At 69.1% G+C, this 25083-nt stretch carries 24 protein-coding genes; 12 read left to right on the top strand and 12 right to left on the bottom strand.

Features of this window, described 5'->3' with window-relative positions:
* The first annotated feature begins 37 nt into the window (after positions 1-37).
* Entirely contained in the window at positions 38-1471 is a 1434-nt protein-coding gene (locus C7H75_RS12755; protein ID WP_106851413.1) for a lipase maturation factor family protein, read from the top strand.
* A 226-nt stretch (positions 1472-1697) separates the two neighbouring features.
* Positions 1698-2900, top strand: a complete 1203-nt coding sequence (locus tag C7H75_RS12750; protein ID WP_084866782.1) for a site-specific integrase — start codon at positions 1698-1700, stop codon at positions 2898-2900.
* Between the two features lie 91 nt (positions 2901-2991).
* Here C7H75_RS12750 and C7H75_RS12740 read toward each other — a convergent pair whose 3' ends face one another.
* Together C7H75_RS12740 and C7H75_RS12735 are read right to left on the bottom strand one after the other, a co-directional pair.
* Positions 2992-3510, bottom strand: a complete 519-nt coding sequence (locus tag C7H75_RS12740; protein ID WP_013416051.1) for an Rv2253 family sensor-like surface protein — start codon at positions 3508-3510, stop codon at positions 2992-2994.
* Positions 3511-3581: 71 nt separating this feature from the next.
* Complete coding sequence (locus tag C7H75_RS12735; RefSeq protein ID WP_064058831.1) at positions 3582-3968, bottom strand: PPOX class F420-dependent oxidoreductase; 387 nt, start codon at positions 3966-3968, stop codon at positions 3582-3584.
* 141 nt (positions 3969-4109) lie between these two features.
* Here C7H75_RS12735 and C7H75_RS12730 point away from each other — a divergent pair, with 141 nt between their 5' ends.
* The gene (locus tag C7H75_RS12730; RefSeq protein ID WP_013416049.1) at positions 4110-5177 is read left to right on the top strand and encodes a metallophosphoesterase; all 1068 of its coding nucleotides are present in this window, start codon (positions 4110-4112) and stop codon (positions 5175-5177) included.
* 4 nt (positions 5178-5181) lie between these two features.
* Here the strand turns inward: C7H75_RS12730 and C7H75_RS12725 are convergent, their stop codons facing one another.
* Positions 5182-7491, bottom strand: a complete 2310-nt coding sequence (locus C7H75_RS12725) for an FHA domain-containing protein (RefSeq protein WP_106851412.1) — start codon at positions 7489-7491, stop codon at positions 5182-5184.
* Positions 7492-7669: 178 nt separating this feature from the next.
* On the opposite strand from C7H75_RS12725, the gene C7H75_RS12720 reads away from it, so the two are divergent.
* Entirely contained in the window at positions 7670-8308 is a 639-nt protein-coding gene (locus tag C7H75_RS12720; protein WP_084955602.1) for a dihydrofolate reductase family protein, read from the top strand.
* Between the two features lie 60 nt (positions 8309-8368).
* On the opposite strand, the gene cobN is transcribed toward C7H75_RS12720, so the two are convergent.
* A complete protein-coding gene (cobN, locus tag C7H75_RS12715) occupies positions 8369-11965 on the bottom strand; it encodes a cobaltochelatase subunit CobN (protein WP_106851411.1) in 3597 nt (1198 codons plus the stop codon).
* Between the two features lie 209 nt (positions 11966-12174).
* On the opposite strand from cobN, the gene cobG reads away from it, so the two are divergent.
* Genes cobG through cobJ form a run of 3 tightly spaced genes read left to right on the top strand, consistent with a single transcriptional unit; the run spans position 12175 to position 15447 of the window.
* Positions 12175-13314 (top strand): precorrin-3B synthase, encoded by a 1140-nt coding sequence (gene cobG, locus C7H75_RS12710; RefSeq protein ID WP_081121679.1) that lies wholly within the window; start codon positions 12175-12177, stop codon positions 13312-13314.
* Positions 13315-13333: 19 nt separating this feature from the next.
* Complete coding sequence (locus C7H75_RS12705) at positions 13334-13960, top strand: precorrin-8X methylmutase (protein ID WP_013416044.1); 627 nt, start codon at positions 13334-13336, stop codon at positions 13958-13960.
* On the top strand, positions 13957-15447 hold the full coding sequence (gene cobJ / locus C7H75_RS12700) for a precorrin-3B C(17)-methyltransferase (RefSeq protein ID WP_084968651.1): 1491 nt from the start codon (positions 13957-13959) through the stop codon (positions 15445-15447). Before C7H75_RS12705 ends, cobJ begins: the two co-directional genes overlap by 4 nt.
* Before the next feature lie 85 nt (positions 15448-15532).
* Here cobJ and C7H75_RS12695 read toward each other — a convergent pair whose 3' ends face one another.
* Complete coding sequence (locus C7H75_RS12695; RefSeq protein WP_106851410.1) at positions 15533-16285, bottom strand: hypothetical protein; 753 nt, start codon at positions 16283-16285, stop codon at positions 15533-15535.
* Positions 16286-16395: 110 nt separating this feature from the next.
* Between C7H75_RS12695 and C7H75_RS12690 the strand changes: the two genes are divergently transcribed.
* The 4 genes from C7H75_RS12690 to C7H75_RS12675 all read left to right on the top strand — a co-directional run bounded on the left by C7H75_RS12690 (position 16396) and on the right by C7H75_RS12675 (position 19044).
* Positions 16396-17130, top strand: a complete 735-nt coding sequence (locus C7H75_RS12690; RefSeq protein ID WP_233281756.1) for a DUF6226 family protein — start codon at positions 16396-16398, stop codon at positions 17128-17130.
* Between the two features lie 68 nt (positions 17131-17198).
* Positions 17199-17597 (top strand): hypothetical protein, encoded by a 399-nt coding sequence (locus tag C7H75_RS12685; protein ID WP_159025986.1) that lies wholly within the window; start codon positions 17199-17201, stop codon positions 17595-17597.
* 32 nt (positions 17598-17629) lie between these two features.
* Positions 17630-18364, top strand: coding sequence for a FadR/GntR family transcriptional regulator (locus C7H75_RS12680; protein ID WP_106851408.1), 735 nt, complete (start codon positions 17630-17632; stop codon positions 18362-18364).
* Positions 18361-19044, top strand: a complete 684-nt coding sequence (locus C7H75_RS12675; RefSeq protein WP_064058821.1) for a sterol desaturase family protein — start codon at positions 18361-18363, stop codon at positions 19042-19044. Before C7H75_RS12680 ends, C7H75_RS12675 begins: the two co-directional genes overlap by 4 nt.
* A gap of 16 nt (positions 19045-19060) precedes the next feature.
* Here the strand turns inward: C7H75_RS12675 and C7H75_RS12670 are convergent, their stop codons facing one another.
* The 7 genes from C7H75_RS12670 to dprE2 all read right to left on the bottom strand — a co-directional run bounded on the left by C7H75_RS12670 (position 19061) and on the right by dprE2 (position 24536).
* A complete protein-coding gene (locus tag C7H75_RS12670) occupies positions 19061-19273 on the bottom strand; it encodes a DUF4287 domain-containing protein (RefSeq protein WP_005513199.1) in 213 nt (70 codons plus the stop codon).
* A gap of 10 nt (positions 19274-19283) precedes the next feature.
* A complete protein-coding gene (locus C7H75_RS12665; protein ID WP_233281755.1) occupies positions 19284-19973 on the bottom strand; it encodes a rhomboid-like protein in 690 nt (229 codons plus the stop codon).
* 33 nt (positions 19974-20006) lie between these two features.
* On the bottom strand, positions 20007-20813 hold the full coding sequence (locus tag C7H75_RS12660) for an SDR family NAD(P)-dependent oxidoreductase (RefSeq protein ID WP_106851407.1): 807 nt from the start codon (positions 20811-20813) through the stop codon (positions 20007-20009).
* Between the two features lie 219 nt (positions 20814-21032).
* Positions 21033-21785, bottom strand: a complete 753-nt coding sequence (locus C7H75_RS12655) for a cobalt-precorrin-6A reductase (RefSeq protein WP_005513202.1) — start codon at positions 21783-21785, stop codon at positions 21033-21035.
* Positions 21786-21793: 8 nt separating this feature from the next.
* On the bottom strand, positions 21794-22543 hold the full coding sequence (gene cobM / locus C7H75_RS12650) for a precorrin-4 C(11)-methyltransferase (RefSeq protein ID WP_005513203.1): 750 nt from the start codon (positions 22541-22543) through the stop codon (positions 21794-21796).
* Complete coding sequence (gene cbiE, locus C7H75_RS12645) at positions 22540-23784, bottom strand: precorrin-6y C5,15-methyltransferase (decarboxylating) subunit CbiE (RefSeq protein WP_106852012.1); 1245 nt, start codon at positions 23782-23784, stop codon at positions 22540-22542. Before cbiE ends, cobM begins: the two co-directional genes overlap by 4 nt.
* Positions 23781-24536: a decaprenylphospho-beta-D-erythro-pentofuranosid-2-ulose 2-reductase gene (gene dprE2 / locus C7H75_RS12640; RefSeq protein ID WP_013416033.1), complete on the bottom strand. Its 756-nt coding sequence runs from the start codon at positions 24534-24536 to the stop codon at positions 23781-23783. Before dprE2 ends, cbiE begins: the two co-directional genes overlap by 4 nt.
* Before the next feature lie 44 nt (positions 24537-24580).
* On the opposite strand from dprE2, the gene C7H75_RS12635 reads away from it, so the two are divergent.
* Positions 24581-24994 (top strand): PPOX class F420-dependent oxidoreductase, encoded by a 414-nt coding sequence (locus tag C7H75_RS12635; protein WP_005513206.1) that lies wholly within the window; start codon positions 24581-24583, stop codon positions 24992-24994.
* Positions 24995-25083: the final 89 nt, after the last annotated feature.

Raw genomic sequence — 25083 nt, 5'->3', positions numbered from 1 at the left:
ACGGGAGCGAGTAGCGTCCACAGCAGAGGGGCCTGCTGTGGTGTGGTTCGACGCGGACGGTTACTGGCTGTCGCGGCTGCTCTTCAAGGAGGGGCTCGCCGCCATCTATCTTGCTGCCTTCCTCGTCGCGGTCAATCAGTTCAGACCTCTCATCGGCGACGACGGGATGCTGCCGATCCGGCGGTTCCTCGCCGGCAGCCGTTGGCAGCGCTCGCCGAGCATCTTCCACCTGCACTACTCCGACCGGTTCTACGCGATCGTGGCGTGGTCCGGGGTGGTGCTGTCTTCGCTCGCGCTGCTCGGGCTGGTGGACCGGTTGCCGCTTCCGCTGTCGATGCTGGGCTGGCTGCTGCTGTGGGGGCTGTACCTGTCGATCGTCAACGTCGGCCAACTCTGGTACGGGTTCGGGTGGGAGTCGCTGCTGCTCGAGGTTGGATTGCTCGCGGTGTTCGTCGGGAACTGGGACACCGCCCCGCCGTTGCTGACGCTGTTGCTGCTGCGGTGGCTGCTGTTCCGGCTCGAGTTCGGTGCCGGTCTGATCAAGATCCGCGGCGACCCGTGCTGGCGGGATCTGACGTGCCTGAACTACCACCACGAGACCCAGCCGATGCCTGGGCCGCTGAGCTGGTACTTCCACCACCTGCCGCGGCCGCTGCACAAGATCGAGGTGGCCGGCAACCACTTCACGCAGCTGATCGTGCCGTTCTTCCTCTTCGCTCCGCAGCCCGTCGCGGGCGGCGCGGCCGCGATCATGGTGGTCACCCAATTGTGGTTGGTGGCGAGCGGGAACTTCGCGTGGCTCAACTGGCTCGCGATCGTGCTCGGAATGTCGGTGCTGCCCGACGGGTTCTGGGAGTTCGTGCTCCCGGTGTCGTCGCCGTCGGAGATGACCTCGTCACCGCCGTGGTTCGTCAGTGTCGTGGTGGCCTTCACGCTGGCGATCGCGGCGCTGAGCTATCGGCCCGCCCGCAACCTGTTCTCGAGCCATCAGATGATGAACGCGTCGTTCGATCCGTGGCATCTGGTGAACACGTACGGAGCGTTCGGCCACATCACCCGTGCCCGACGCGAAATCGTGGTCGAGGGCACCACCGACGAACACATCACCCCCGACACCGAGTGGCGTGAATACGAGTTCAAGGGCAAACCCGGCGGATTGCGTCGCCGTCCCCGCCAGTTCGCGCCCTACCACCTGCGGCTGGACTGGCTGATGTGGTTCGCCGCGATCTCCTCCGGGTACGCGGCCTCGTGGTTCGGCGGATTCGTCACCCGCCTGCTCGCGGGCGACGACGCGGTGCTGAAACTCCTGCACCACAATCCGTTTCCCGACGCTCCCCCGGCGGTGATCCGGGCGCGGATGTACCGCTACCGCTTCACAACGCCCGCCGAACGCCGGGAGACCGGCGCGTGGTGGCACCGGACCCTCGAGGGCGAGTTCATGCCGCCGGTGTCGCGGCGTGATGCGCGGTGAGGAACGGGTTCCCGGCCTCGCGCACCCAACTCACGCTAATGACAGTTAGCGCCGTGACCGAACCGGGAAGGCGGAGCGGCACGGTTGCCACACCACCGCGGTCCGGCGGGGACTCCCTACATGCCCACTTTTCGTCACAGTGACACTCGGCGGCCGTTGGCGCGGACATACGGAACTGTCGGTCGCACTCGGTAGGGTCGCTCGATGACGCGAGAGGAGCACGGGTGTGAGTGAAGAGGTCGGCACGGTCCGTGTCGTGCCCGCTCTGCCCGCGGTTGCCGAACGGCCGACGGAATCGACCGGGCCGGGACTCGAACCCGCCGTCCCGGTGCTGTCCGCGTCCGCCGAGGCCCGGATCGTCGCCGCCCTCGAACAGCGGCACTCCCCGTCCACCGCGCGGAACTATCGCACGGACTGGGACAAGTTTCGCAGCTGGTGCGCCGAGCGAGGACACGTACCCATGCCGGCGCACCCGCACACCGTCGCCGACTATCTCACCGAACACGCCGAGTTGCGCGCCGCCACGGGCGAACGGCGGTACGCGACGAACACCCTCACCCGATGGGTGGCGTCGATCAACTACTGGCACCGGGCGTGCGCCCGCCCCGCCCCCGGACAGGCCCAGATCGTCAAGGACACCTTGGCCGGCCTGCGTCGCACCTATGCCGCAGCCGGGGAACGTCCGACCAAACGCGTCGCACCGCTGCTGGGCGACGAGATCGGCTACATCCTCGCCACGATGCGGCAGAACGCGGACACATGGCAGGACCGGCTGCGCGAACGGCGCGACTCGGCGATCATCCTGATCGGGTTCCTGGGAGCCTTCCGACGCGCGGAGTTGTCCGGCCTGCAACTGCGCGACATCACCCTGCACCCCCAGGACGGGCTGCACATCCTGGTCCGGCGATCGAAGACCGACCAGGTCGGCGACGGCATGGTCAAGGCCACCCCGTTCGCGATCGGGCACCGCGCCTGCCCGCCGTGCGTGTACCGCCGGTGGCTCGACGTCGTACTCGCCCACCACCGGGGTGGCCGCGACGCCGTCGCCGAATTCCTCGGCGCCCCCGACACATTCCGCACGCACGTCTGCCACGTCCCCTACCCCGACCTGCGCCCCGAAGCTCTGACGGCGCCGGTGTTCCGGCCGCTGCGCGTAAACGGCAACATCGGTGACAGCGCCCTCACCGGGCAGGGCATCCACGGTGTGATCCGCCGCGCGGCCGCCGACGCCGGGCTCTCCCCCGCCAAGATCGCGAAACTCGGCGGGCACTCCCTGCGTGCCGGGTTCGTCACCCAGGCGTTCCGCAACGGCGCGCAGGCCCACGAGGTGATGCGGCAGACCGGACACAAGAACCCGGCCACGCTGGAAATCTATGCCCGCGAACACAATCCGCTCACGGGGAACGCGGTCGCCGGCTTCGAGATCTGATCGACCGTCCATCGGACACTCTCACCTTGGGACGCGGGCCGCGCTGCAAACACGGTAGCGACACGTCCGCAGCCTAGGACAATTGCTGGGGTCAGCTCCCGCTACCGAACGCCGGAGGCGGGTCGACCGGATAGGCAGCGACGTCCATGATGACCGAGCCTGCGCACGGGCCGCCCGCGATGTCGGTGCGCCACGAGCCGACCAGGGTGCCGTCCGGTTGTGGGGTGTAGTAGGCCTCCGAGTGGGCCGGCGCCCACACCTTCGGATTGCCCTCCCCCATCCAGCAGTCCCACTCCCAGTCGTAGGGGTGCACCCAACTGGCGCCGTCCCACGTGTACCGCGCCGGTTGCGGCAGCGTCGGATTGGCGGGCGCGGGTCCGCCGACGACGGTGGCCACGCACGTACCGTCCGTGCACGTCGTCTCGAACGTGTAGACGTCGGCGAAATCCGGTTCCCACTGGCTCGCAGCGAGACTCGTCCCGGTCTTGGTCGCGGCGAAGCGCTTGACGGAGTAGTCGCCGGACCACGACGGCTGTCCGGCGCCCGCGGGCAGGGACCCGGCAACCGACCAGACAGCGACCAATGCAACCGCCGACAGCGCCTTTCGCATGGGCGAATTGAAGCACCGGGCGACCCTGCGCCGGCGGCGAACGCCCGAATGACCGATTCGCCGCCGACGCGTCAGGACGAGGGGGCGGTGATCGCCAATCCCACCGTGCCCTTGCGGCCCCGCCGCAGAATGCTGCCCTTGACGGCGATCCACCCGATCAGGCCGTACTTGCGGGCGATCGCGTCGCGCGTCTCCTCGGTGCCGGCGTCGTCGAGCACCACCGCGGTGGCGTCGATCTGCGGGCCCTTCGGATTTCCGCGCGCGTCGCACACCCCCACCGTGACGCGCGAACGATTCTTGATCCGCTTGACCTTCCACGACTTCGACTCGGTCCACATCAGCATCCGATCGCCGTCCATTGCCGCCCACAGTGGGGTGGGCACTCCGGAACCGTCCTTCTTGAAGGTCGTCAATAGAACGTATTTCGCGGCACCGATCTCGCTCAGCGTGGCAGTCATGACGGCCAGCGTACGTGCGACCCGCCGATGAACGTCTCGTGAATACCCGCTCGGATATCGCTGTTTCGGGCGTTCGGGTGTCGCCGGTGGGGTTTGCTGGGACCGGCATCCCGACAACCTGGACATCGACGAGGAACACCCGTGACAGAGTTCAACCCGATCGACCGCCGCCGCTTCCTCGCCGGAGTCGGCGTCACCGGTGCGGCCGTCTCGCTGGCTGCGCTGGCCCCGACCGCCTCCGCCGCCGCTGCACCTGCCGCCGGCAAGCTGCCCTTTCCCACCGGGTCGAGCGTGCGGGTGCTCGTGACCGGCGACGCCGGTACCGGCACGCCGCCGCAGTGGGCGGTGGCCGACGCCGCCCGCACGCTGCACGCGGCCGAGCCGTTCGACATGGCGTTGGGGCTCGGTGACAACATCTACGAGGCCGGCCCGAACGGCGACCGGGACGTCCAGTTCGCCACCAAGTTCGAAGACCCCAATCACGGGCTGAATTTCCCCTGGGTGATGGCGCTGGGCAACCACGACAACAGCGCGGTGTTCCCCGGCGACGGCGGCTGGCTGCTGCGCGGCAACGACGAGGTCGAATACCACGCGACGTCGCGCAAATGGTGGATGCCGTACCGCTACTACTCGGTGCGAGTGCCCGAGGAGAACCCGGTCGTGGAGTTCTTCGTGCTCGATCTCAATCCCGTCGCCGCCTATCTGCCTCCGCTGTTCGTGCAGTACTGGGCGGTGGACGGCCAGTTCATGAACGAGCAGCGGGCCTGGCTCGATGCCGCGATCGCGGCATCACCGGCCAAGTGGAAGATCGCCTGCACCCACCACCCGTACCTGAACAATGGATCGCACGGCGATGCCGGTGCGTACGACGGCATCCCGATCGAACCCATGAACGGGGTCCACGCCAAGCGATTCTTCGAGGACCACGTGGTCGGGCGATGCCAGTTCATTCTCTCCGGCCACGATCATTCGCTGCAGGTTCTCGAGCCGACGGTCGAGTCCAAGGGCACTCGGCAGATCGTCTCGGGCGCTGCCGCGAAGAACAACCACGGCAAGTCGACCCGTCCGGATCGGGCGAATCTCTACCAGAACTTCGACGACGTCGGATTCATGGTGATGGATCTCTCCCCGGAGTCGGTGCGGCTGCGGGTCTACACCGTGGACCTTCCCACCGCCGAGCCGACACTCGCGTTCGACCGCCGGCTGTAAGCCCCTACCGACGCCGCAGCCGAAGCCTGCTGTAGGTGACCGCGGTGAGCACAACACTGATGAGCACCAACATGGCGATGCTGAGCCACCACCACGATGCGGTGTGCTCCCACAGCGTGTCCGGCTCGGTGCCGGTGGAATTGGTGACCAGGTCCACTGTCGAGGCGGCGGCCGCGAACCCCCAACGTGACGGGAACAGCCACGCGACCTGTTCGAGCACGGCGCGGCCGGTGATCGTGATCAGACCTCCGCACATCACCAGCTGCGCCATGATCGTCACCACCAGCATCGGCAGTACCTGCTCGCTCGAGCGCGCCACCGACGACAACGCCAATCCGAGCACGACGCAGCAGCAGGTGGTGGCGGCGATGTCCACGATCAGTTCCACGGAGCCCGACGGGAGAACGCTGCCGCGGCCCGGGAAACCCTTGCCCAGGTACACGATCAGCACCATGATCACCGACTGCACGATGCCGGCGGCGCAGAATACGACGATCTTCGCCGCCAGGTAGGCGGACGGCAACAGGCCTGCGGCTCGTTCACGCTGATAGACCATGCGCTCTCCGACCAGATCGCGGATCGTCAATGAACAGCCCATGAAGGCTGCGCCGAGTATCAGCACCACCAGGATCTGGGTGAGTTCGCCGGACACGTCGGCGCCCGACGGCCCGAACCCGGTGTCGCCCGGCACGAGCAGGGCCAGGCCGCCGAGCACGAACGGCAGGAGCGACAGGAAGATCAGGTAGCCCCGGTCCGCGCGGATCAGCCGGACCTGACGGCGCGCGACGGTGCTCAACTGCTTTCGCCGCGAGGTGTGCGCGGGAGAGCCGAGCGGTCCGGGCAGGGCCGGCGGCACCTCCGCGACCGTGCGGGTGGCGCGGTACTCGGCGAACACGCCGTCGGGATCGGAGGCGACCCGCGCGAAGATGTCGGCCCAGTCCGAGCTGCCGAGCGCGCTGCCGACCCGGTCGGGCGGCCCCACGTACGCGGTCTTGCCACCGGGTGCGAGCAACAGGACCTGATCGCACATCTCGAGGTACGACAGCGAATGCGTGACGATGACGACGACGCGGCCCGAGTCGGCGAGGCCGCGCAAGGTCGCCATGATCTGTCGGTCGAGCGCGGGGTCGAGACCCGAGGTCGGTTCGTCGAGGATGAGCAGGGAAGGGCCTGTGAGCAACTCCAGCGCCACCGATGCGCGTTTGCGTTGCCCGCCGGAGAGGCGATCGACGCGGGTGTCGGCATGCTCGGTCAGTTGCAGCTCGTCGAGAACCCCGGCGATCACCGCTTCACGGTCGGCGCGGGTGGTGTCCGGTGGCAGCCGGAGCTCTGCGGCATAACCGAGGGCCCGCTGGAGGGTCAGCTGCCGATGGACGACGTCGTCCTGCGGGACCATGCCGATACGCGAGCGCAGTACCGAGTACTCGGTGTGCACGCTGCGTCCGTCGAATTCGACGACACCCTCGGTGGGGCTTTCCGCACCGGAGATGATCTTGGCGACGGTGGTCTTTCCCGCTCCGGAGGGCCCGATCACCGCGGTGAGACTGCCGGGTCCCGCGGTGAAGGTGACGTCCTCGAGCAGACGCCGACCACCTTCGATGGTGAGCCCGACGCCGTCCACACGTAGACCTCCCGTGGTCGAGGACTCGACCTGGCGTGGAACGAGACGGCCTTCCTGTACGACGAAGTCGGTGTTGCCGACGGTGACGACGTCGCCGTCGGTCAGCCGTGCGCGGGACACCCGGGCGCCGTCGACGAACGTTCCGTTGACGCTCCCCAGATCGTCGAGTTCGAGGCCTCCCGGCCCGTCGTGGACCATCGCGTGCCGGCGTGAGGCCAGCACATCCCGGACCACGATGTCGTTGTCGGGGGCCCGTCCGATCGTGAGAGCCCCCGCCGGGGCGGCCTCGTGCGGTGTCAGGGGCGGGCTTGCCGGGGCCCCCACCTCGATCGTCGACTCGTCCCATCGGCCGCCCAGGTCCCGCCGCGTCGCGTCGGGATCTTCGATCGAGATCCGCACGGCGGGTCCGTCGACCGCGTCACCCAGGCGGACCAGGACGGTGTCGGTGACGGGTACCTGGTCGCAGCGTGTGCCGTCGACGTAGATCCCGTTCTTGCTGTGGGAGTCGACGAGCCGCCATCCGTCGTCCCACCGCAGTTGTGCATGCTCGCGGGACACCATCGGGTCGACGATCGTGATCTCGAGCTGCGGATCCCGGCCGATGCGTACCGCTGTGCCCGCGCCGTGGCTGGTGCGGCCGTTCGCGGTCTCGACCACGACTCGCGGATGCGCGCTTCGCGTCCAGTCGTCCATCGCCACGGCCTCCGGTCAGCATCAGGCGTAGAGCGTCGGCTTTTCCATGGTCGCACGCATCGACGGACCGACGACAGAACGGTCAGTCTCGTATCCGCGCGGCGGGGACGGCATGATGAGTTTCGTCCCCACGGCGAGTCTGTCTTCTCGTAACCCCCACCGGAGAGCGGAGCATCACGTGAGTCAACTGTTGAAGGTCCAGAACTTCAATGTCTCGAGCGACGGGGTCGCGTGCGGCGAGAACCAGACCCTCGAGAACCCGTTCGGCCTCGACCCCGGCGAGATGCTCGCGTGGGCGGGCGCCACCGCGAGCTGGCCCATGCGCACCGACGGCGGCGGCAGCCGCGGCCTCGACGACTACTTCACCCGCGACTTCTCCCACAACATCGGCGCCGAGATCATGGGCCGCAACAAGTTCGGCCCGCAGCGCGGCCCGTGGGAGAACCTCGACTGGGAGGGCTGGTGGGGCGAGGAGCCGCCGTTCCACACGCCGGTGTTCGTTCTCACCCACCACGCCCGGCCGTCGATCACCCGCGGCGAGACCACCTTCCATTTCGTCGACGGCGAGCCGGCCACGATCCTCGAGGAGGCCAAGGAGGCGGCACAGGGCAAGGACGTCCGGCTCGGCGGCGGCGTCACCACGATCCGAGAGTTTCTCGACGCCGATTTGATCGACACGATGCATGTGGCCGTCTCCCCGATCACCTTCGGAACGGGCCTGCGGCTGTGGGACACCCCGGACGAACTGCGCGACCGATTCCATCTGGAAACAGTGCCCAGTCCGAGTGGAGTCACCCACCACCTGTTCTGGCGATAGGCGGCTCCGCCGCCTGTGCGCCTTTCTGGTAGCGGGCGCTACCGAAAAGGCGCACAGGCGTCAGCCTTCGAGCTCGCCCTCGGTCTCGAGGTACACCTGGCGCAGGCCGTCGAGCACCTCGGGCGACGGCTCCTCCCACATCTTCCGTTCGACCGCCTCGAGCAGTCGCTCGGAGATGCCGTGCAGGGCCCACGGGTTCGACTCGGACATGAACTTGCGGTTCTGCTCGTCCAGGACGTACGTCTCGGCGAGCTTCTCGTACATCCAGTCCGCGACGACGTTGGTGGTCGCGTCGTAGCCGAACAGGTAGTCGACGGTCGCGGCCATCTCGAAGGCGCCCTTGTAGCCGTGCCGGCGCATCGCGTCGAGCCACCGCGGGTTCACGACGCGGGCCCGGAAGACGCGCGCGGTCTCCTCCGACAGCGTCCGGGTGCGGACGGCGTCGGGGCGGGTGCTGTCGCCGATGTACGCCTCCGGGTCCTTGCCGGTGAGCGCGCGGACCGTGGCGACCATGCCGCCGTGGTACTGGAAGTAGTCGTCGGAGTCGGCGATGTCGTGCTCGCGGGTGTCGGTGTTCTTGGCCGCCACCGTGATCCGCTTGTACGCGCTGCGCATGTCGTCCGACGCGGGAACGCCGTCGAGGCCGCGGCCGTACGCGTAGCCGCCCCACGTGGTGTACACCTGCGCGAGGTCGGCGTCGTCGCGCCAGTTCTTCGAGTCGATCAATTGCAGCAGGCCGGCGCCGTACGTGCCGGGCTTGGAGCCGAAGATGCGGGTGGTGGCACGGCGGTCGTCGCCGTGTTCGGCCACGTCGGCCTGTGTGTGGGCGCGGACGTAGTTGTCCTCCGGGGACTCGTCGAGGCCGGCGACCAGGCGGACGGCGTCGTCGAGCAGCGCCAGCACGTGCGGGAACGCGTCCCGGAAGAAGCCGCTGATCCGGACGGTGACGTCGATGCGCGGGCGGCCGAGTTCGGCGAGGTCGATCACCGCGAGGCTCGTGACACGGCGCGACGCCTCGTCCCACACCGGGCGGACACCGAGCAGCGCGAACACCTCGGCGATGTCGTCACCCGACGTCCGCATCGCGGACGTGCCCCACACCGACAGGCCTACCGACTTGGGCCACTCGCCGTGGTCGGCGCGGTAGCGCGCGGCGAGGGACTCGGCCATCGCCTGACCGGTCTCCCACGCGAGCCGCGACGGCACGGCCTTGGGGTCCACGGAGTAGAAGTTGCGGCCGGTGGGCAGCACGTTGATCAGCCCGCGCAGCGGCGACCCGGACGGGCCGGCCGCGATGAAGCCACCGTTCAGCGCGTGCAGCACCTGGTCGATCTCGCCGGACGTCTGCCGCAGCCGCGGCACCACCTCGGTCGCGGCGAAGCGCAGGATCTGCCGGACGGTGTCGTCGTCCGACAGTCGGTCGGCGGCCTCCGGATCCCAGTCCGTCTCGGCCAGCGCGGACAGCAGCGCGTGCGCCTGCGCCTCGATCTGGTCGACGCGGCCACGGTCCTCGTCGCCGGCTTCGCTGAGCCCCAACGCCTCACGCAGACCCGGCACGGTCTGCTCGCCGCCCCACATCTGCCGGGCCCGGAGCATCGCGAGCACCAACTCCACCTCGGCGTCGCCCTGCGGCGCCGTGCCGAGAACGTGCAGGCCGTCGCGAATCTGGACGTCCTTGATCTCGCAGAGCCAGCCGTCGACGTGCATGAGCATGTCGTCGAACACGTCCTCCTCGGGACGTTCGGTCAGGCCCAGGTCGTGGTCCATCTTCGCGGCCCGCATCAGCGTCCAGATCTGCTGGCGGATCGCGGGCAGCTTCGCCGGGTCCAGCGCCGAGATGTTGGAGTGCTCGTCGAGCAGCTGCTCGAGCCGCGAGATGTCGCCGTAGGACTCGGCGCGGGCCATCGGCGGGATCAGGTGGTCGACCAGCGTCGCGTGCGCGCGGCGCTTGGCCTGCGTGCCCTCGCCCGGGTCGTTGACCAGGAACGGGTAGATCATCGGCAGGTCGCCGAGCGCGGCGTCGGTGCCGCACGAGGCCGACATGCCGAGCGTCTTGCCGGGCAGCCACTCGAGGTTGCCGTGCTTGCCCAGGTGCACGATCGCGTCCGCCGCAAACCCACCCTCCTCGGCGGTCGCTGCAATCCACCGGTACGCCGCCAGATAGTGGTGGCTCGGCGGCAGGTCCGGATCGTGATAGATCGCGACCGGGTTCTCACCGAACCCACGGGGCGGCTGCACCATCAGCACGACGTTGCCGGCGCGGATCGCGGCGATGACGATCTCGCCCTCGGGATCCGACGAGCGGTCCACGTACAGCTCGCCGGGCGCGGCACCCCAGTGTTCCTCGACGCCCTCGCGGAAGTCCTGCGGCAGCGCCTGGAACCACTCGCGGTAGCGGGCGGCGGAGATGCGGATCGGGTTGCCCTCGAGCTGCTCGGCGGTGAGCCAGTCCGGGTCCTGCCCGCCCGCGGCGATGAGCGCGTGAATCAGCGCATCGCCGTCCTTGGCGGCGAGCCCGGGCAGCGCGTCGTCGCCGTCGACCGGGCCGAGGTCGTAGCCGTGGTCACGCATCGCGGTGAGCAGGTCGATCGCGCTGGCCGGGGTGTCCAGGCCGACGGCGTTGCCGATGCGGGCATGCTTGGTCGGGTAGGCCGACAGCATCAGCGCGATCTTCTTGTCCGGGTTCGGGATCCGTCGCAGACGTGCGTGCCTCACGGCGATCCCCGCGACCCGGGCGGCCCGCTCGGCGTCGGGCACGTAGGCGGTGAGGCCGTCGGAGTCGATCTCCTTGAACGAGAACGGCACGGTGATCAGGCGGCCGTCGAACTCCGGGACCGCGACCTGGGTGGCGACGTCGAGGGGCGACATGCCGTCGTCGTTGGCCTCCCACGCCTCGCGGCTGCTGGTCAGGCACAGACCCTGCAGGATCGGCACGTCGAGCGCCGCGAGTTCCGCGACGTCCCACGCCTCGTCGTCGCCGCCGGCCTGCGCGTTGGCGGGTTTGGTGCCGCCGGCCGCGAGGACCGTCACGACCATCGCGTCGGCGCGGCCCAACGTCTCGAGCAGATCGCCGGGCGCGGTGCGCAGCGAGGCGCAGAAGATCGGCAGCGGGTTCGCCCCGGCATCCTCGATCGCCCGGCACAGCGCGTCGATGTACGCGGTGTTCCCGGCCAGGTGCTGGGCGCGGTAGTACAGCACCGCGACTGTCGGGCCGTCCACCGCGCGGGTCTCGCGTTCGAGAACCCCCCAGTTCGGCAGGTGCACTGCGGGTTCGAAGCCGTGGCCGGTGAGCAGCACCGTGTCGGACAGGAAGTTGTGCAGCTGACGCAGGTTGGCGGCGCCGCCCTCGGCCAGGTAGGTGTGCGCCTCGGCGGCGATGCCGGCGGGAACGGTCGAGCACTCCATCAGTTCGGCATCGGGGGCCTGCTCACCGCCCAGCACCACCGCCGGCAACCCGGACGCGAGCACCGCGTCGATGCCGTCCTCCCACGCCCGGCGGCCGCCCAGGATGCGGACGACGACCAGGTCGACGCCATCGAACAGTCCGGGCAGATCCTCGTCGACCAGCAGACGGGCCGGGTTGGCCCAGCGGTACTCGGCGCCACTGGCACGGGCGCTGAGCAGGTCGGTGTCGGACGTCGACAGCAGCAGGATCACTGTTGCAGCCTTTCCGGGGTTTCGCGCCCCACGGCAGGGTTCCGGCGAGACACGTCTCGGGAACGGGTTCGGGCGGCGGAAGAGGGTCTGACTTTCACAGTGGCGCGACCGCCCGGAATCTCACCGGCTTCCTCTTCTGCCGCGGTCGCCGGTGATCCTACCGGTCAGGCGTGCGCGCACCCGCCCCTGCACTTCTCTAGCCTGGAGACGTGCCATCTCCACGTTCCGGCCCGGACAAGTGCCCGGGTGCCCTCCAGGTCCACCAGGCCGCCGACGGCCCGCTCGCCCGGGTTCGCCTGCCCGGCGGCGTGATCACATCGCCGCAGCTCCAGGCCTTGGCGACGGCCGCGCACGAGATCGGTAACGGCGAGATCGAGCTGACCTCGCGTGGCAACGTCCAGTTGCGGGCGGTGTCCGACCCCGAGGAGTTCGCCCGCCGCATCGCCGACGTCGGCCTGCTGCCGTCCACGACGCACGAGCGGGTGCGCAACATCCTGGCCTCCCCGCTGTCGGGACGGATCGGCGGTTTCGCCGACGTGCGCGGCCTCGTCACCGACCTGGACCGCGGCCTGTGCGCCGACCCGGCTCTGGCCGAACTGCCCGGACGCACCCTGTTCACGCTCGACGACGGCACCGGCGACATCTCGGGACTGCGCGGCGACTTCGGCGTCCACGCGCTGGACGACAGCAGGTTCGCGCTGGTTCTTGCGGGTACGGATACCGGCGCCCGGCTCGCGGAGGCGGACGCGGTCGACGTGCTGCTGGCGTCGGCGCGCACGTTCGCCGAGATCCGCGGTGACGCGTGGCGACTGAACGAGGTTCCGGGTGGCTCGGAACGCGTGCTGGGACGGCTCGGGCTCGCGTACGGGGACCCGGTGCAGTTCCCGGGGGCGATCGACCGTGGCCCGATCGGGTGGCTCGATCAGCCCGACGGCAATGTCGCGCTCGCCGCCGGTCTCGCGTTCGGCACCCTCCCGGCCCGGCTCGCGGAGTTCCTCGCCGCCGTCGAGAAGCCGATCATAGTCACCCCGTGGCGATCGATCGTGCTGCCCGACCTCGAGGAGTGGGCGGCCGAGCAGGTCGTGCGGGTACTCGCGCCGATGGGTCTGATCTTCGACGAGAACTCACCGTACCTGCAGGTCAGCGCGTGCGCGGGGCAACCCGGCTGCGCCAAGTCGCATACCGACGTCCGGGCCGACGCCCGGGCGGCGATCGAGAGCGGCGACCTCCCCGCCGACGGTCGTCAGCACTGGTCCGGCTGCGATCGCAAGTGCGGGCGTCCACGCGGTGAGGTAACAGACGTGGTCGCCGACCCCGACGGTTACCGGGTGGAGAACCCGCCCACGTGATGCCTCTATCGTGTGGCGCATGATCGACTACATCCGCGACGGTGCGGAGATTTATCGCCAGTCCTTCGCAACCATCCGCGCCGAGTCCGACCTCGCCCGTTTCCCCGCGGACGTCTCGCAGGCCGTCGTCCGGATGATCCACGCGAGCGGTCAGGTCGATCTGGTGGACGACGTCGCGTTCACCCCGAACGTCGTCGCCGATGCCCGCGAGGCGCTGCGCCGTGGTGCCCCGATCCTGTGTGACGCCAAGATGGTCGCTGCCGGAGTCACCCGCAAGCGCCTGCCTCGCGACAACGACGTGCTGTGCATGCTCGACGACGCGCGAGTTCCCGTGCTGGCCAAGGCGATCGACAACACCCGCTCGGCCGCCGCGCTCGAGCTGTGGGGCGACAAGCTCGACGGCGCGGTGGTCGCGATCGGCAACGCCCCCACCGCACTGTTCCATCTGCTGAACCTCATCGAGGCCGGTGCGCCGCGGCCCGCCGCGATCGTGGGCGGACCCGTCGGGTTCATCGGCGCGATGGAGTCGAAGGAAGCGCTGATCGAGCATCCCGCCGGCCTCGAGTACCTGGTGGTGCGTGGACGCCGCGGCGGCAGCGCGATCACCGCGGCCGCCCTCAATGCGATTGCGAGCGAAATCGAATGAGCGCCAACGGAAAACTGTGGGGTGTCGGCATCGGGCCCGGAGACCCGGAGCTGATGACGGTCAAGGCCGCCCGCGTCATCGGTGAGGCCGACGTCGTCGCCTTCCACAGCGCCCGGCACGGCCGCAGCATCTCCCGCGGTGTCGCCGCCCCGTACATGCGCGAGGGGCAGATCGAAGAGCACCTGGTCTATCCCGTGACCACCGAGACCATCGACCATCCGGGCGGCTACCAGGGTGCGATGGACGAGTTCTACGAGCAGGCCGCCGAACGTCTGGCCGCGCACCTCGAGGCCGGCCGTAGCGTCGCACTGCTGGCCGCGGGCGACCCGCTGTTCTACAGCTCCTACATGCACATGCACAAGCGTCTGGCCGACCGGTTCGAAGCCGAGGTCATCCCCGGCGTCACCGCCGTCAGCGCCGCGTCAGCCGCCCTGGCGGAGCCGCTCGTCGAGGGCGAGGAGGTGCTCACCGTCCTGCCCGGCACGCTGCCGCAGGAGGAGCTCACCCGACGGCTCCGTGAGACCGACGCGGCCGCGATCATGAAGCTCGGCCGCACCTATCCGGCTGTGCGCCAGGCGCTCAAGGATTCCGGACGGATCGACGAGACGTACTACGTCGAGCGTGCCAGCACCGACCGGCAACGGGTCGCGAAGGCCGACGACGTCGAGGACGCCGACGTGCCGTACTTCGCGATCGCCGTCGTGCCCAGCCCGGTGAACAACCGCGTCGAGGCCGAACCGTCGCGCGGCGAGGTGGTCGTCGTCGGCCTCGGTCCCGGAGACCAGGCCTGGACCACCCCGGAAGTCCGGCAGGAGCTCGCCCTGGCCACCGACCTGGTCGGCTACACCACGTACATCGATCGGGTCCCGATCCGGCCGGGCCAGCGCCGGCACGCCAGCGACAACCGCGTCGAGGCCGAACGCGCCGCGATGGCGCTCGACATGGCCAAGCGCGGCGCCCGCGTCGCCGTCGTCTCGTCCGGCGATCCGGGCGTCTTCGCGATGGCCGCCGCCGTGCTCGAGGTGGCGGCCGAGGAGCAGTGGCGCGACGTCCCCGTCCGGATCCTGCCCGGCATGACCGCCGCCAACGCGGTCGCGAGCCGGGTCGGTGCCCCGCTGGGCCACGACTACGCGATGCTCTCGCTGTCGGATCGGCTCAAGCCGTGGGACATCGTCGCCAAGCGCGTCTCCGCGGTGGCAAGCGCCGACATGGCGTTCGCGGTCTACAACCCGGCGTCGAAGTCCCGCACGTGGCAGGTGGCCGCGATGCGCGACCTGGTGCTCGAGCACCGCTCCCCCGACACCCCGGTGATCATCGGCCGCGACGTCGCCGGCCCCGAGGAGTCGATCAAGATCGTGCGCCTCGCGGACCTGGACCCCGCCGACGTCGACATGCGCTGCCTGCTGATCGTCGGGTCGTCACAGACGACGGTCGTCGAGAGCGCATCGGGGGCAACGGTCTTCACGCCGCGGCACTACCCGGCCTGACATCGCTCTCCCGAACGGGAGTTCACGGCACACTTTCGCTCAGATCCCGTGCCCTGAATTCCCGTTCGACGGTGGTGGGTGCCGATCAGCCGTAAGGTTCCGACGGCAGCGGATTGACAGTGTCGCTGTCCCAGGTCAGCCTCTGGTCCGCGCACACGGGAAACGCCTCGAGATCCTGGCCGGCCAGGACTGCGGCGACGCACTCCGCGGAGGCCCCGAGGTAGGTGGACATCAGGTCGATGTCGGTTGCCACGCACCACGCGTGGTCGTCGGGCCACCACAGATGTGCGCTCATCCCGGTGGGAAACTGTTGTGTCGCGCCGAACTGTGTGTCGGCCATGTCCAGGGGACCGGCGAAGAGAATCATGTCCCGCGCCGGCATGCGAAGGCGTCGATAGTCGGAAGGTGCACAGATGTGCCCGGAGCCCTCCCAGTGCGCGAACCAGCACATCTCCGGCGTTCCGGTGAAGCGACGCAGGATCGCGGCCAGTGCGCGGGCGGTCGCCGGAGGCAGCGAACCTCGCGACGGTTCGTCGTCCCACACTCCGAGCTGGTTCGGGAGATCCCAGGCGCGAACGATCGACCCCCATTCCATAACCGGGTGCGCTGTTGTGCCGTTCGCGGCCGCAACCTCGGACCAGCGCACCGGCCGGTCGTCGGCCATGCCTGCCGGATGGAAAATGCGGGCGTAGGCAGGAAAATGCGGCGGCAGCAGCGACGCGATCGTGTGATCGAAGCAGTGAACCCGGTCGACGATCCACTGTCCCGCGTCGACGTCGGGAACCATCCGAAGACCGCGCTCGTCCCAGTCGCGTCCGTCGGTCTTCGATCCATCCATCGATACATCACACCTCGGCGAGCGGTTCGATGCCATCGAATCCCGTGCCACTCATTACGCCGACAATGCCGTCACAGACATCTCTCCCGCAGCCGGGTAGCGTCCCACAAGTGGGTGCTGATCCGGATATGTCGTGGTGGGAGCGGTACAACACCGGTATTCGACGCATGCACGAAACCGGCTGGGGTGCGGACGTAGCGGTGCTCTCGCGCGAAATCTGCGAACTGCTCGACGACGTCGACGCGACGTTCGCGGTCACCGGCGCGGCCGCCCCGGGATGGCCGAACCCGTACGAGGATGGCGCTGAGCCGGACGAGGCGGAGTACGAGCGACTCACGAACCCGGACAAGTTCGTGATCGTGGTGGCCCGCGCGCGGGCCTGGACGCGGGTTTTGCGCGACCGGCGCTGGGCACGAGAGGGCTCGCACGTGGAGTGGGCGTTGCGCCCCATCGAACCCGGAGGGGTCGCCACCGTCCTCGAACCCACGGCCAACGGTGCGGTGCCCCTGTTGCTGACTACGCACACACCAGTGGACAGCGACCACATCTGCACCGTTACGGTTGCGGCCGGCGACCCAGCGGTGCGGATGGCGGAGATTCCCGATTGTGGATGCGACGCCTGCGATCGCGGGTCCGCCGCGTTGCTCGAAGAACTTGACCGGTGGGTGCTGGCGATCGTCGACGGTTCCCTGCAGGTCGACGTCCACGCGGACGGCGCCTCGATTCGCTCGTCGTTCGGCGCCCGAGGTGGCACGGTCCAGCACCTCGACCAGCCGACGTCGTTCACGGCAGCCCCGTGGTCGGCGAACTGGACCCCGCGACCGATTCCGGGTGGCCGCGACTGACGCGGGCGCCGTGGTGCGCATGTTTGGATCACCGGGTGATCTTCGTCCGAATCGAGTGGCTGATACTCGTGGCCTTCACCGTCATGCTGGCCATCGGCACGGCGATCGAACCCATGTGGTGGACGAGTGAATGCCAGTTAGGTCTGCTACCGACAGAGTTGATTTCCGATTGGGACGACTGCACGACGTCGACGTACGACTTCTACGGCGCCGGCCTGCTGGTTCCGCTCGCGCTCCCGGTGGCACTGTGCGCGATACCGATACTCGCGCCACGAAGACTCGTCGCATGGGGCGTCGCGGCCACGCTGGTTGCACTCATCGTCATCGCTTTCCTCCTCGGAAATCGACCATTTCCGGGCGAGGGCCTTCCCCTCGCGTTCGTGGGGTACTGCCTACCCAGTGTCTTCATTGCGATCCTGCTCGCCGGGTTCCACCGCCGCCTCACCGAAACTGGTCTAACCACTTGACCACCGTACCGAGCGGACCTAACGTCTGTGATATGGATCTCACTCCGGTGCAGCGCCGCTCGATTCCCGACGACGTGTTCGACCAGTTGCTCGGCCGCGTGGTCGATGGTCGGGTGGCACCAGGTGAGACGCTGCTCAGCGAGCGGCGCATGGCGGAGGCGCTCGGGGTGTCCCGCCCGGCGGTGCGCGAGGCTCTGGGCCGGATCGCCGCGATGGGGCTGGTCGACGTCCGGCAGGGCGGCGCGACAGTGGTGAACGACCTGCGACGGCGCGGGGGCCTGGACCTACTCCCCCGACTGCTCGTCCGGGGCGGCGAGATCGATCCGGCGGTGGCGCACAGCATCCTCGAGGCCCGACTGTGGAATGGGCCGAAGGTCGCGGAACTGGCGGCACAGCGTGCACCGGAGGGCACGGCGGACGTGCTGGACTCCGCCGTCGATGCCCTCGCGGCCGACGACGATCCCGTGGCCAGGCAACGCATCGCCCTCGACTTCTGGGATCTCGTGGTCGACGGTGCCGACTCGATCACGTTCCGGCTGATGTTCAACACGCTGCGCAGCGCATACGAACCGATGATCGACGCATTGGCGATGGTGATGGCGGCCGAGGTGAACGAGAGCGACCGCTACCGTGCGATCACCGACGCGATTCGACGCCGCGACCGAGAGGCGGCCTTCGCCGCGGCGCATGCCCTGCTCGAGCCGGCGACCACACTCCTGGGTAGCGCCCTGGTGGCCGCACGGGATGCATCCGAGGAGAACTCGTGACCACCGCCCGCTCAGAGTCGCCGGCCTTCGGGCGCAACGTCACCCTTGTTGCCGCGTTCCGGGAGTTCGTGCATCACCCGAGTCCGTGGATCATCGGAACGTTGTCCCTCGGCGCGTTTGTGGCCCGGTCGGTCGTCGGTAATTGGACCTGGGCCGACGCCTTGGTGCCGTTGGTGATGCTCGCACTGTTCCCGGTGCTCGAGTGGATCATCCACGTGTTCGTCCTGCACTGGCGCCCGAAGCGGGTAGCCGGGTTCACGATCGACCCACTGCTCGCCCGGAAACACCGCGCGCACCACGGGGATCCGCGGAACATTCCGCTGGACTTCATTCCCGCGCCGGTCTTCGTCTGGCTGGCTCCGCTGCTGATCGCAACCACGGTGCTCGCCTTCCCCCGCCTCGAGCTCGGGTTGACGTTCCTGATCGGCATCACCGCGCTGGGCCTTGGCTACGAGTGGACGCACTTCCTCATCCACACCGACTACAAGCCGAAGACTGCGCTGTACAAGGCGACGTGGCGGCATCACCGGAACCACCATTACCGCAACGAGCACTACTGGTTCACGGTCACCACGTCCGGGACCGCCGACCGCCTGTTCGGCACCGAGCCGGATACGGAATCCGTCGACAAGTCGCCCACCGCGAAGCGGCTGCACGGACTCGACGTCGCCGGCGCCTAGGCCGATACTCGGCGCATCAGCCCGTCGCATCCTCCTTCAGCGTGTGCGCGACGAGGGCATTCGCATGCCCGTGGCCGAGGCCGTGCTCGCTCTTGAGCCAGCTCACCAACTCCATGTGCTTGGTGAGATCCGAGGAGCGAATCAGGCTCTGCCACTCGCTGATCGGCTTGCCGTACTTCTTCTCGATCGACGGAAAGTAGGACGCGGGACCCTTCACCGGTTCGGTCATGGCGCGAACGCTACCTGTGCGCTCCGACACGTTGACGCATTCCGCGCAACCAGTCCGCCGGATCCCACACTCCCGGGCGCGACCGGGTGAGCGGATAGCACCCGAAGCCGATGAGCACCGCGGTGAAATGACCGATGTCGGTGAAGGTGAGCCCACCGAACAGGGGGAGCCCGTAGACGAGCAGCACGCCGACTACGCACACGTAGCGCCACGGCGGCGCGATCCGGTACGCCAACACAGCCGTGACTCCCGCGAGGGCGTAGCTGACCCCGACATCGAGGGTGTTGACAGCCGACTCCGGGGCGCGGTGATGCTGGATCGCCAGGTACAGCACCCCCTCGCTGATGTACGTCGCCCCGACGTGCGCGATCACTGCGACCGACAACCATCGCCACGTCCCGAGCCAACGCTCCACCGGCACGTGGAACAGGTTGAAGAGCAGGCAATAGCCGATCCACGTGCCGCCCGCGATCCAGAACGCGCTCGTGACCAGGACTCGGATCGGATCCTCGCGCAGGTGGTGCAGATTGGTCGACCGGTCGCCGAGGACGTCGTTCAGCACCTGCGGCGACAGATGATGCATGACGACCGTCGTCACGAACAGGATGGCCAGCCACACGAAGGTGCCCGGCGCGCGGCGAACATATTCCCACGCCGCGGACGCGACGTCCGACACCTGCAACCGCCTCTCGGCCTCCACCCGACCAGTATGGCGCTGCGGGACCGCGGCGAACTACCGGACGACGGACTCGATGCCGTGCCGTGCCCGATATCGCCGCAGGTTGCCACGCGAGAGCTTGGCGATCCACGGCAGGGCCCACAGCGTCAGGCCGGGAACGAGCATTCCCGCCTTGGCCATCCACCCGTCCGATCGAGGCACGTTCGTCTCGATCCTGGGCCGGTCGACGAGCCTCAGCACCCGCGCGGCCACCGCCTCCGGCCGGATGGGGGTGCTCAGGAAGTTGAGCGCCGATCCACCTGTGGCCGCTTCGTGCCGCAGCATCGGGGTGTCGACCGATCCGGGATTGACAAGGCTCACCCGTACACCGGTTTCCGGTGTACGGGCCGCGAGCGCGAGCAGAAACCCCCGGAGTCCGAACTTCGACGCGCTGTAACCGGGACTCTCGGCCAACGGCAGCATTCCGCCGATGGACACGATCGCGACGACGTGGCCCTGGGAATCCTGAAGCGCCGGGTACAGAGCGCGGGTGAGGTGGACCGGAGCCAACAGATTCACGCCGACCTCGCGATCCATCTCGACGTCGGTCACCCGCTCGAACGGTGTCGTGACGACGACACCCGCGACGTGGACCAACAGATCACAGCGCCCTCCCAAGGCCCGCACCAACCCGTCGCGTTCTGCCGCGTTCGTGAGGTCGCACCGATGCGGGGTGACCCGCCCGGGCAGCTCGCGGGCGAGAGCCGCCAGACCGTCGGGGTCCACATCCACCGCGACGATGTCGTGCCCGCGCCAGGCCAAACCCCGGCAGATCGCCGACCCGATCCCGCCGCCGGCGCCGGTGACCACCGCCCGACTCATTCGCAGCCCGCCCCGTCGATGTACATCCGATCCATGACCTCTCCCCTTCCTCCCGGACATTCAACCCCTTCGTCGTTGCGAGAAGTGCAGTTGTCGGAAGGTGAGTCCGCATAGGACTTTGAGGGTTCCGCGACCCTTCGGTGAGCTTCGGATATTCCCACTTTTCCGTCTGGCACGAAATTCGCCCACCGTCGCTCACTCGATCGCAGTCGCGGGACGTCACTTCGGGAGCGGAAGCACCCCATCGGCCGCCCAGGCGGCCGCGACGTCGAGATCGGACGTCGACGCGATCCCCTCCGGAATCGGGGTGCGGGCCACCATCACCACTGGCACCCCCACCTTCCGTGCTGCCTCGAGCTTCGCCGACGTGAGCGCTCCCCCGCTGTTCTTCGTGACGACGACGTCGATGCGGCGCTCCCGCAACAGCGCGACCTCGTCGCCGACGGTGAAAGGTCCACGCGCGAGCAGCAGTTCGGACTTCTCCGGCAACCGCACCTCGGGTGGATCGATCGCACGGATCAGGAACCAGCCGTCGCCGTCGGCGAACGCGTCGACCCCCTGCCGGCCGATCGTGAGGAACACCCGCTCCCCCAGCCCGGCCACCGCCTCGGCGCCCGCGGCCAGATCCCGTACGACATGCCAGTCGTCCCCCGGTCCGGGTGCCCATTCGCGGCGGCGCAGCACCAGCAGCGGAACCCCTACCCGCGCGGTCGCGGCGGCCGCGTTCGCCGTGATCTGCGCGGCGAACGGGTGCGTCGCATCGACGACGGCGTCGATCTCGTTGTCCCGCAACCAGTGCGTCAGGCCGTCGACGCCACCGAAGCCGCCCACCCGAACCTGTCCGACCGGGAGCACCGGTTCACGCACCCGGCCGGCGAGCGAGGAAATCACCTCGACCGACGGAGCGTCGGCGAGGCGCGCCGCGAGCATCCGCGCCTCGCCGGTACCGCCCAGGACGAGGACTCTGCGCATCGAGGCACTCAATGTGTGGTGCGCGACCGCGTCGCCGAGTACAGGTAGCTGTCCGGGAAGCCTTCCGCAGCAAGGACGCGCCCCACGATCACCACTGCGGTCTTCGTGATCCCTGCCGCGTGAACCTGGTCGACCAGCGTTGCGAGTGTGCCGCGCAGCACCACCTCGTCCGGGCGGCTCGCGAACGCGACGACCGCTGCGGGACAGTCGGAACCGTAGTTCTCGGACAGTTCCTCCACGATCTGCTCGATCCGGTGCGCACCCAGGTGCACCACCATCGTGGCCCCGCTTCGGCCGAGCGAGCGCAGGTCCTCCCCCGGCGGCATCGCCGTCGACAACGTCGACACGCGAGTCAGCACGATCGACTGGGAGACCCCGGGCACCGTCAGTTCCCGGCCGAGAGCGGCGGCGGCTGCGGTGAAGGCCGGTACTCCGGGCACGATGTCGTATGCGACACCGGCGGCGTCGAGGCGTCGAACCTGCTCGGCCACCGCCGAATAGATGGACGGGTCGCCCGAATGCAGGCGTGCCACATCGAGTCCGGCCGCGTCGAAAGCGATGATCTGCTCGATGATCTCGTCGAGACTCAGTCGCGCGGTGTCGATCACCTCTGCGTCGTCCGGGCACAGCGTCAGCAACTCGGCCGGGACCAGACTGCCCGCGTACAGGCAGGCGGGGCTCTGGGCGATGATGCGCGAAGCCCGCAGCGTGATCAGGTCCGCAGCGCCCGGTCCGGCGCCGATGAAGTGGACTGTCATTGCTCTTCCCTTTCGGTGCTGTGCGGCTTGACGACCGACCATTGCGCCACCGGCAGTTGCGGTCGCCACGCCGTGAATCCGCCGAGCGGTTCGCCGCGGTAGATCTGGAACTTGCGCAGGCCCCCGCCCAGTCGCGCGTGCCACTGCAGCACGAGTGCCTCGGACTCAGCGGTGACCGCGTTGACCACCATCCGGCCACCCGGGCGAAGCCTCGTCCAGCAGGCGTCGAGCATGCCGTCCTGCGTCACGCCGCCGCCGACGAAGACGGCGTCGGGAACCGACCCCTCGTCCTCGAACGCGCCCGGCGCCGAACCCCGCACCCGCAGGGTCGGCACGCCCAGTCGGGCAGCGTTGTCGGCAATCTGCCCGACGCGGGCGTCTTCGCGTTCGAAGGCGACCGCGAGGCACCGCGGGTCGGTGCGCATCCACTCGATGCCGATGGTGCCGGAGCCGCCGCCGACGTCCCAGAGCATCTCGCCGGGCGCCGGCGCGAGGGCCGACAGGGTCAGCGCCCGCACCTCGTGTTTGGTCATCTGCCCGTCCCCGCGGTAGGCGGCATCGGGCAGTCCGGGCGTCCGGGTGAGCCGGAGCGCGGCATCCGACGCCCGCAGCTCGAGCGCGATCACGTTGAGCGGATCGCCCGGGGCCCGATCCCAGCCGCCGGCCCGGCCCTCGACGACGTGCTCGGCGGGGCCACCCAACTGCTCGAGCACCACCAGCGTGCTGTCGCCGAAGCCGTGCGCGGTCAGAAGCCGCGCGACTGCAGCGGGAGTGTGTTCGTCGTTGGCGAGCACGAGCAGGCGCTGCCCGTCGACGAGACTCGCCGCGAGCGTCGTGACGTCGCGGTTCACCAGGCTGACGATCGTCGTCTCGTGCAGCGGCCAGCCCAGCCGGGCGCACGCGAGCGACACCGACGACGGATGCGCGATCACGTGCAGGCGTTCCGCTCCCAGTACTCGGCCGAGTGTGACACCGATCCCGTGGAACATCGGGTCGCCGCTGGCCAGCACGCACACCCGGCGGTCGCGGTGTTCGTCGAACAGTGCGGGCAGCGCCGGCAGCATCGGGGACGGCCACGCCACCCGCTTGGCGGCCGACTCGGGTATCAACTCCAGCTGCCGGGTCGAGCCCATCAGCACTTCGGCGTCGCGGATGGCCGCCTGTGCGCGCGGCGCGAGGCCGTCCCAGCCGTCGGCGCCGATTCCGACGACCACGATCGGGTCGATCGCAGAGGAAGTCACCGGGGCATCCGCCGCCACACGAACTGCGGCACCAGCCGCATCGCGAAGATCACCGGACGGAGCAACCCCGGCACCCACACCCGTTCGCTCCCCTTGCGCAGCCCGTGTGCGACGGCGTCGGCCACCTGCTGCGGGGTGCTCGAGAACGGGGCCGGCTTCATGCCCTCGGTCATCCGGCCGATGACGAATCCGGGCCGGACCAGCAGCACGCGGACACCGCTGCCGTGCAGCGCATCCGTCAGACCACTCGCGAACCCGTCCAGACCGGCCTTCGCCGAGCCGTACACGTAATTGGCGCGCCGCACGCGCGCCCCCGCGACGGAGGAGAAGACCACGATCTGTCCCGATCCGTGCGCGCGCATCAAGTTCGCGAGATGTGTCAGCACACTGATCTGCGCGACGTAGTCGGTGTGTACGACAGCGAGCGCGTGGCCCGCGTCCTGCTCGGCCCGGATCTGGTCGCCCAGCACCCCGAACGCGAGCACAGCGACCCCGATGGGGCCGTGCTGCTCGGCGATCGACGACAGCACCGCCGGATGGTCCGAGACCCGGTCCGCGTCGAACTCGACGCAGTGCACCGCTTTCGCACCCGCGTCGAGGATCGTGCGCGTCTCCCGTTCGAGATCACCGGAGCGCCGCGCCGCCAACACGACGACCCGCCCCGGCGCCAGCCGGCGCGCGACCTCCAAACCGATCTCGCTGCGACCGCCGAGCAGCACCACCGAGCCGGGCGCATAGTCCGTGTCACTCATGCCTCCAGTGTCCTGGATCAGCCGCGCTCGAGTACCGTCGGGGCATGGCCCGAACCCCCGCCGATCCCTCCCACCTGACCGCCGAGGCCGGCACGTTCCTCACCGAACGACACCTCGCAACTCTGACGACGTTGCGCAAGGACGGTTCCCCGCACGTCGTGGCGGTGGGATTCACGTGGGACCCGGACAACCGGATCGCCCGAATCATCACGAACGACACGTCGCAGAAGGCCCGCAATGCCGACCGCGGTGGGTACGCCGCGGTCAGCCAGGTGGACGGCGGCCGGTGGCTCACCCTCGAGGGGCCCGCGCGCGTGCTGTCGGACGCGGCGTCCGTCGCCGAGGGCGTCGAGCGCTATGCGGCGCGGTACCGGACGCCCCGGGAAAACCCGACACGCGTCGTCATCGAGATCTCGGTGCAGCGCGTGATGGGGTCGGCGATTCTGGTGGATCGGTGAAATAGCCTGATTTGCACCGGCATTCGGTGGTCCGAGTGCCGGTGCCGCGGATCCTTCGGCGGTACCGTGGGTGGACGCCACCAGCGCAC

The sequence above is a fragment of the Rhodococcus (subgen. Prescottella) equi genome, assembly GCF_003013675.1.
Lineage (GTDB): Bacteria > Actinomycetota > Actinomycetes > Mycobacteriales > Mycobacteriaceae > Prescottella > Prescottella equi.
The sequence above is the reverse complement of the archived record's forward strand: the minus strand, read 5'-3'. Positions and strand labels throughout refer to the sequence as shown.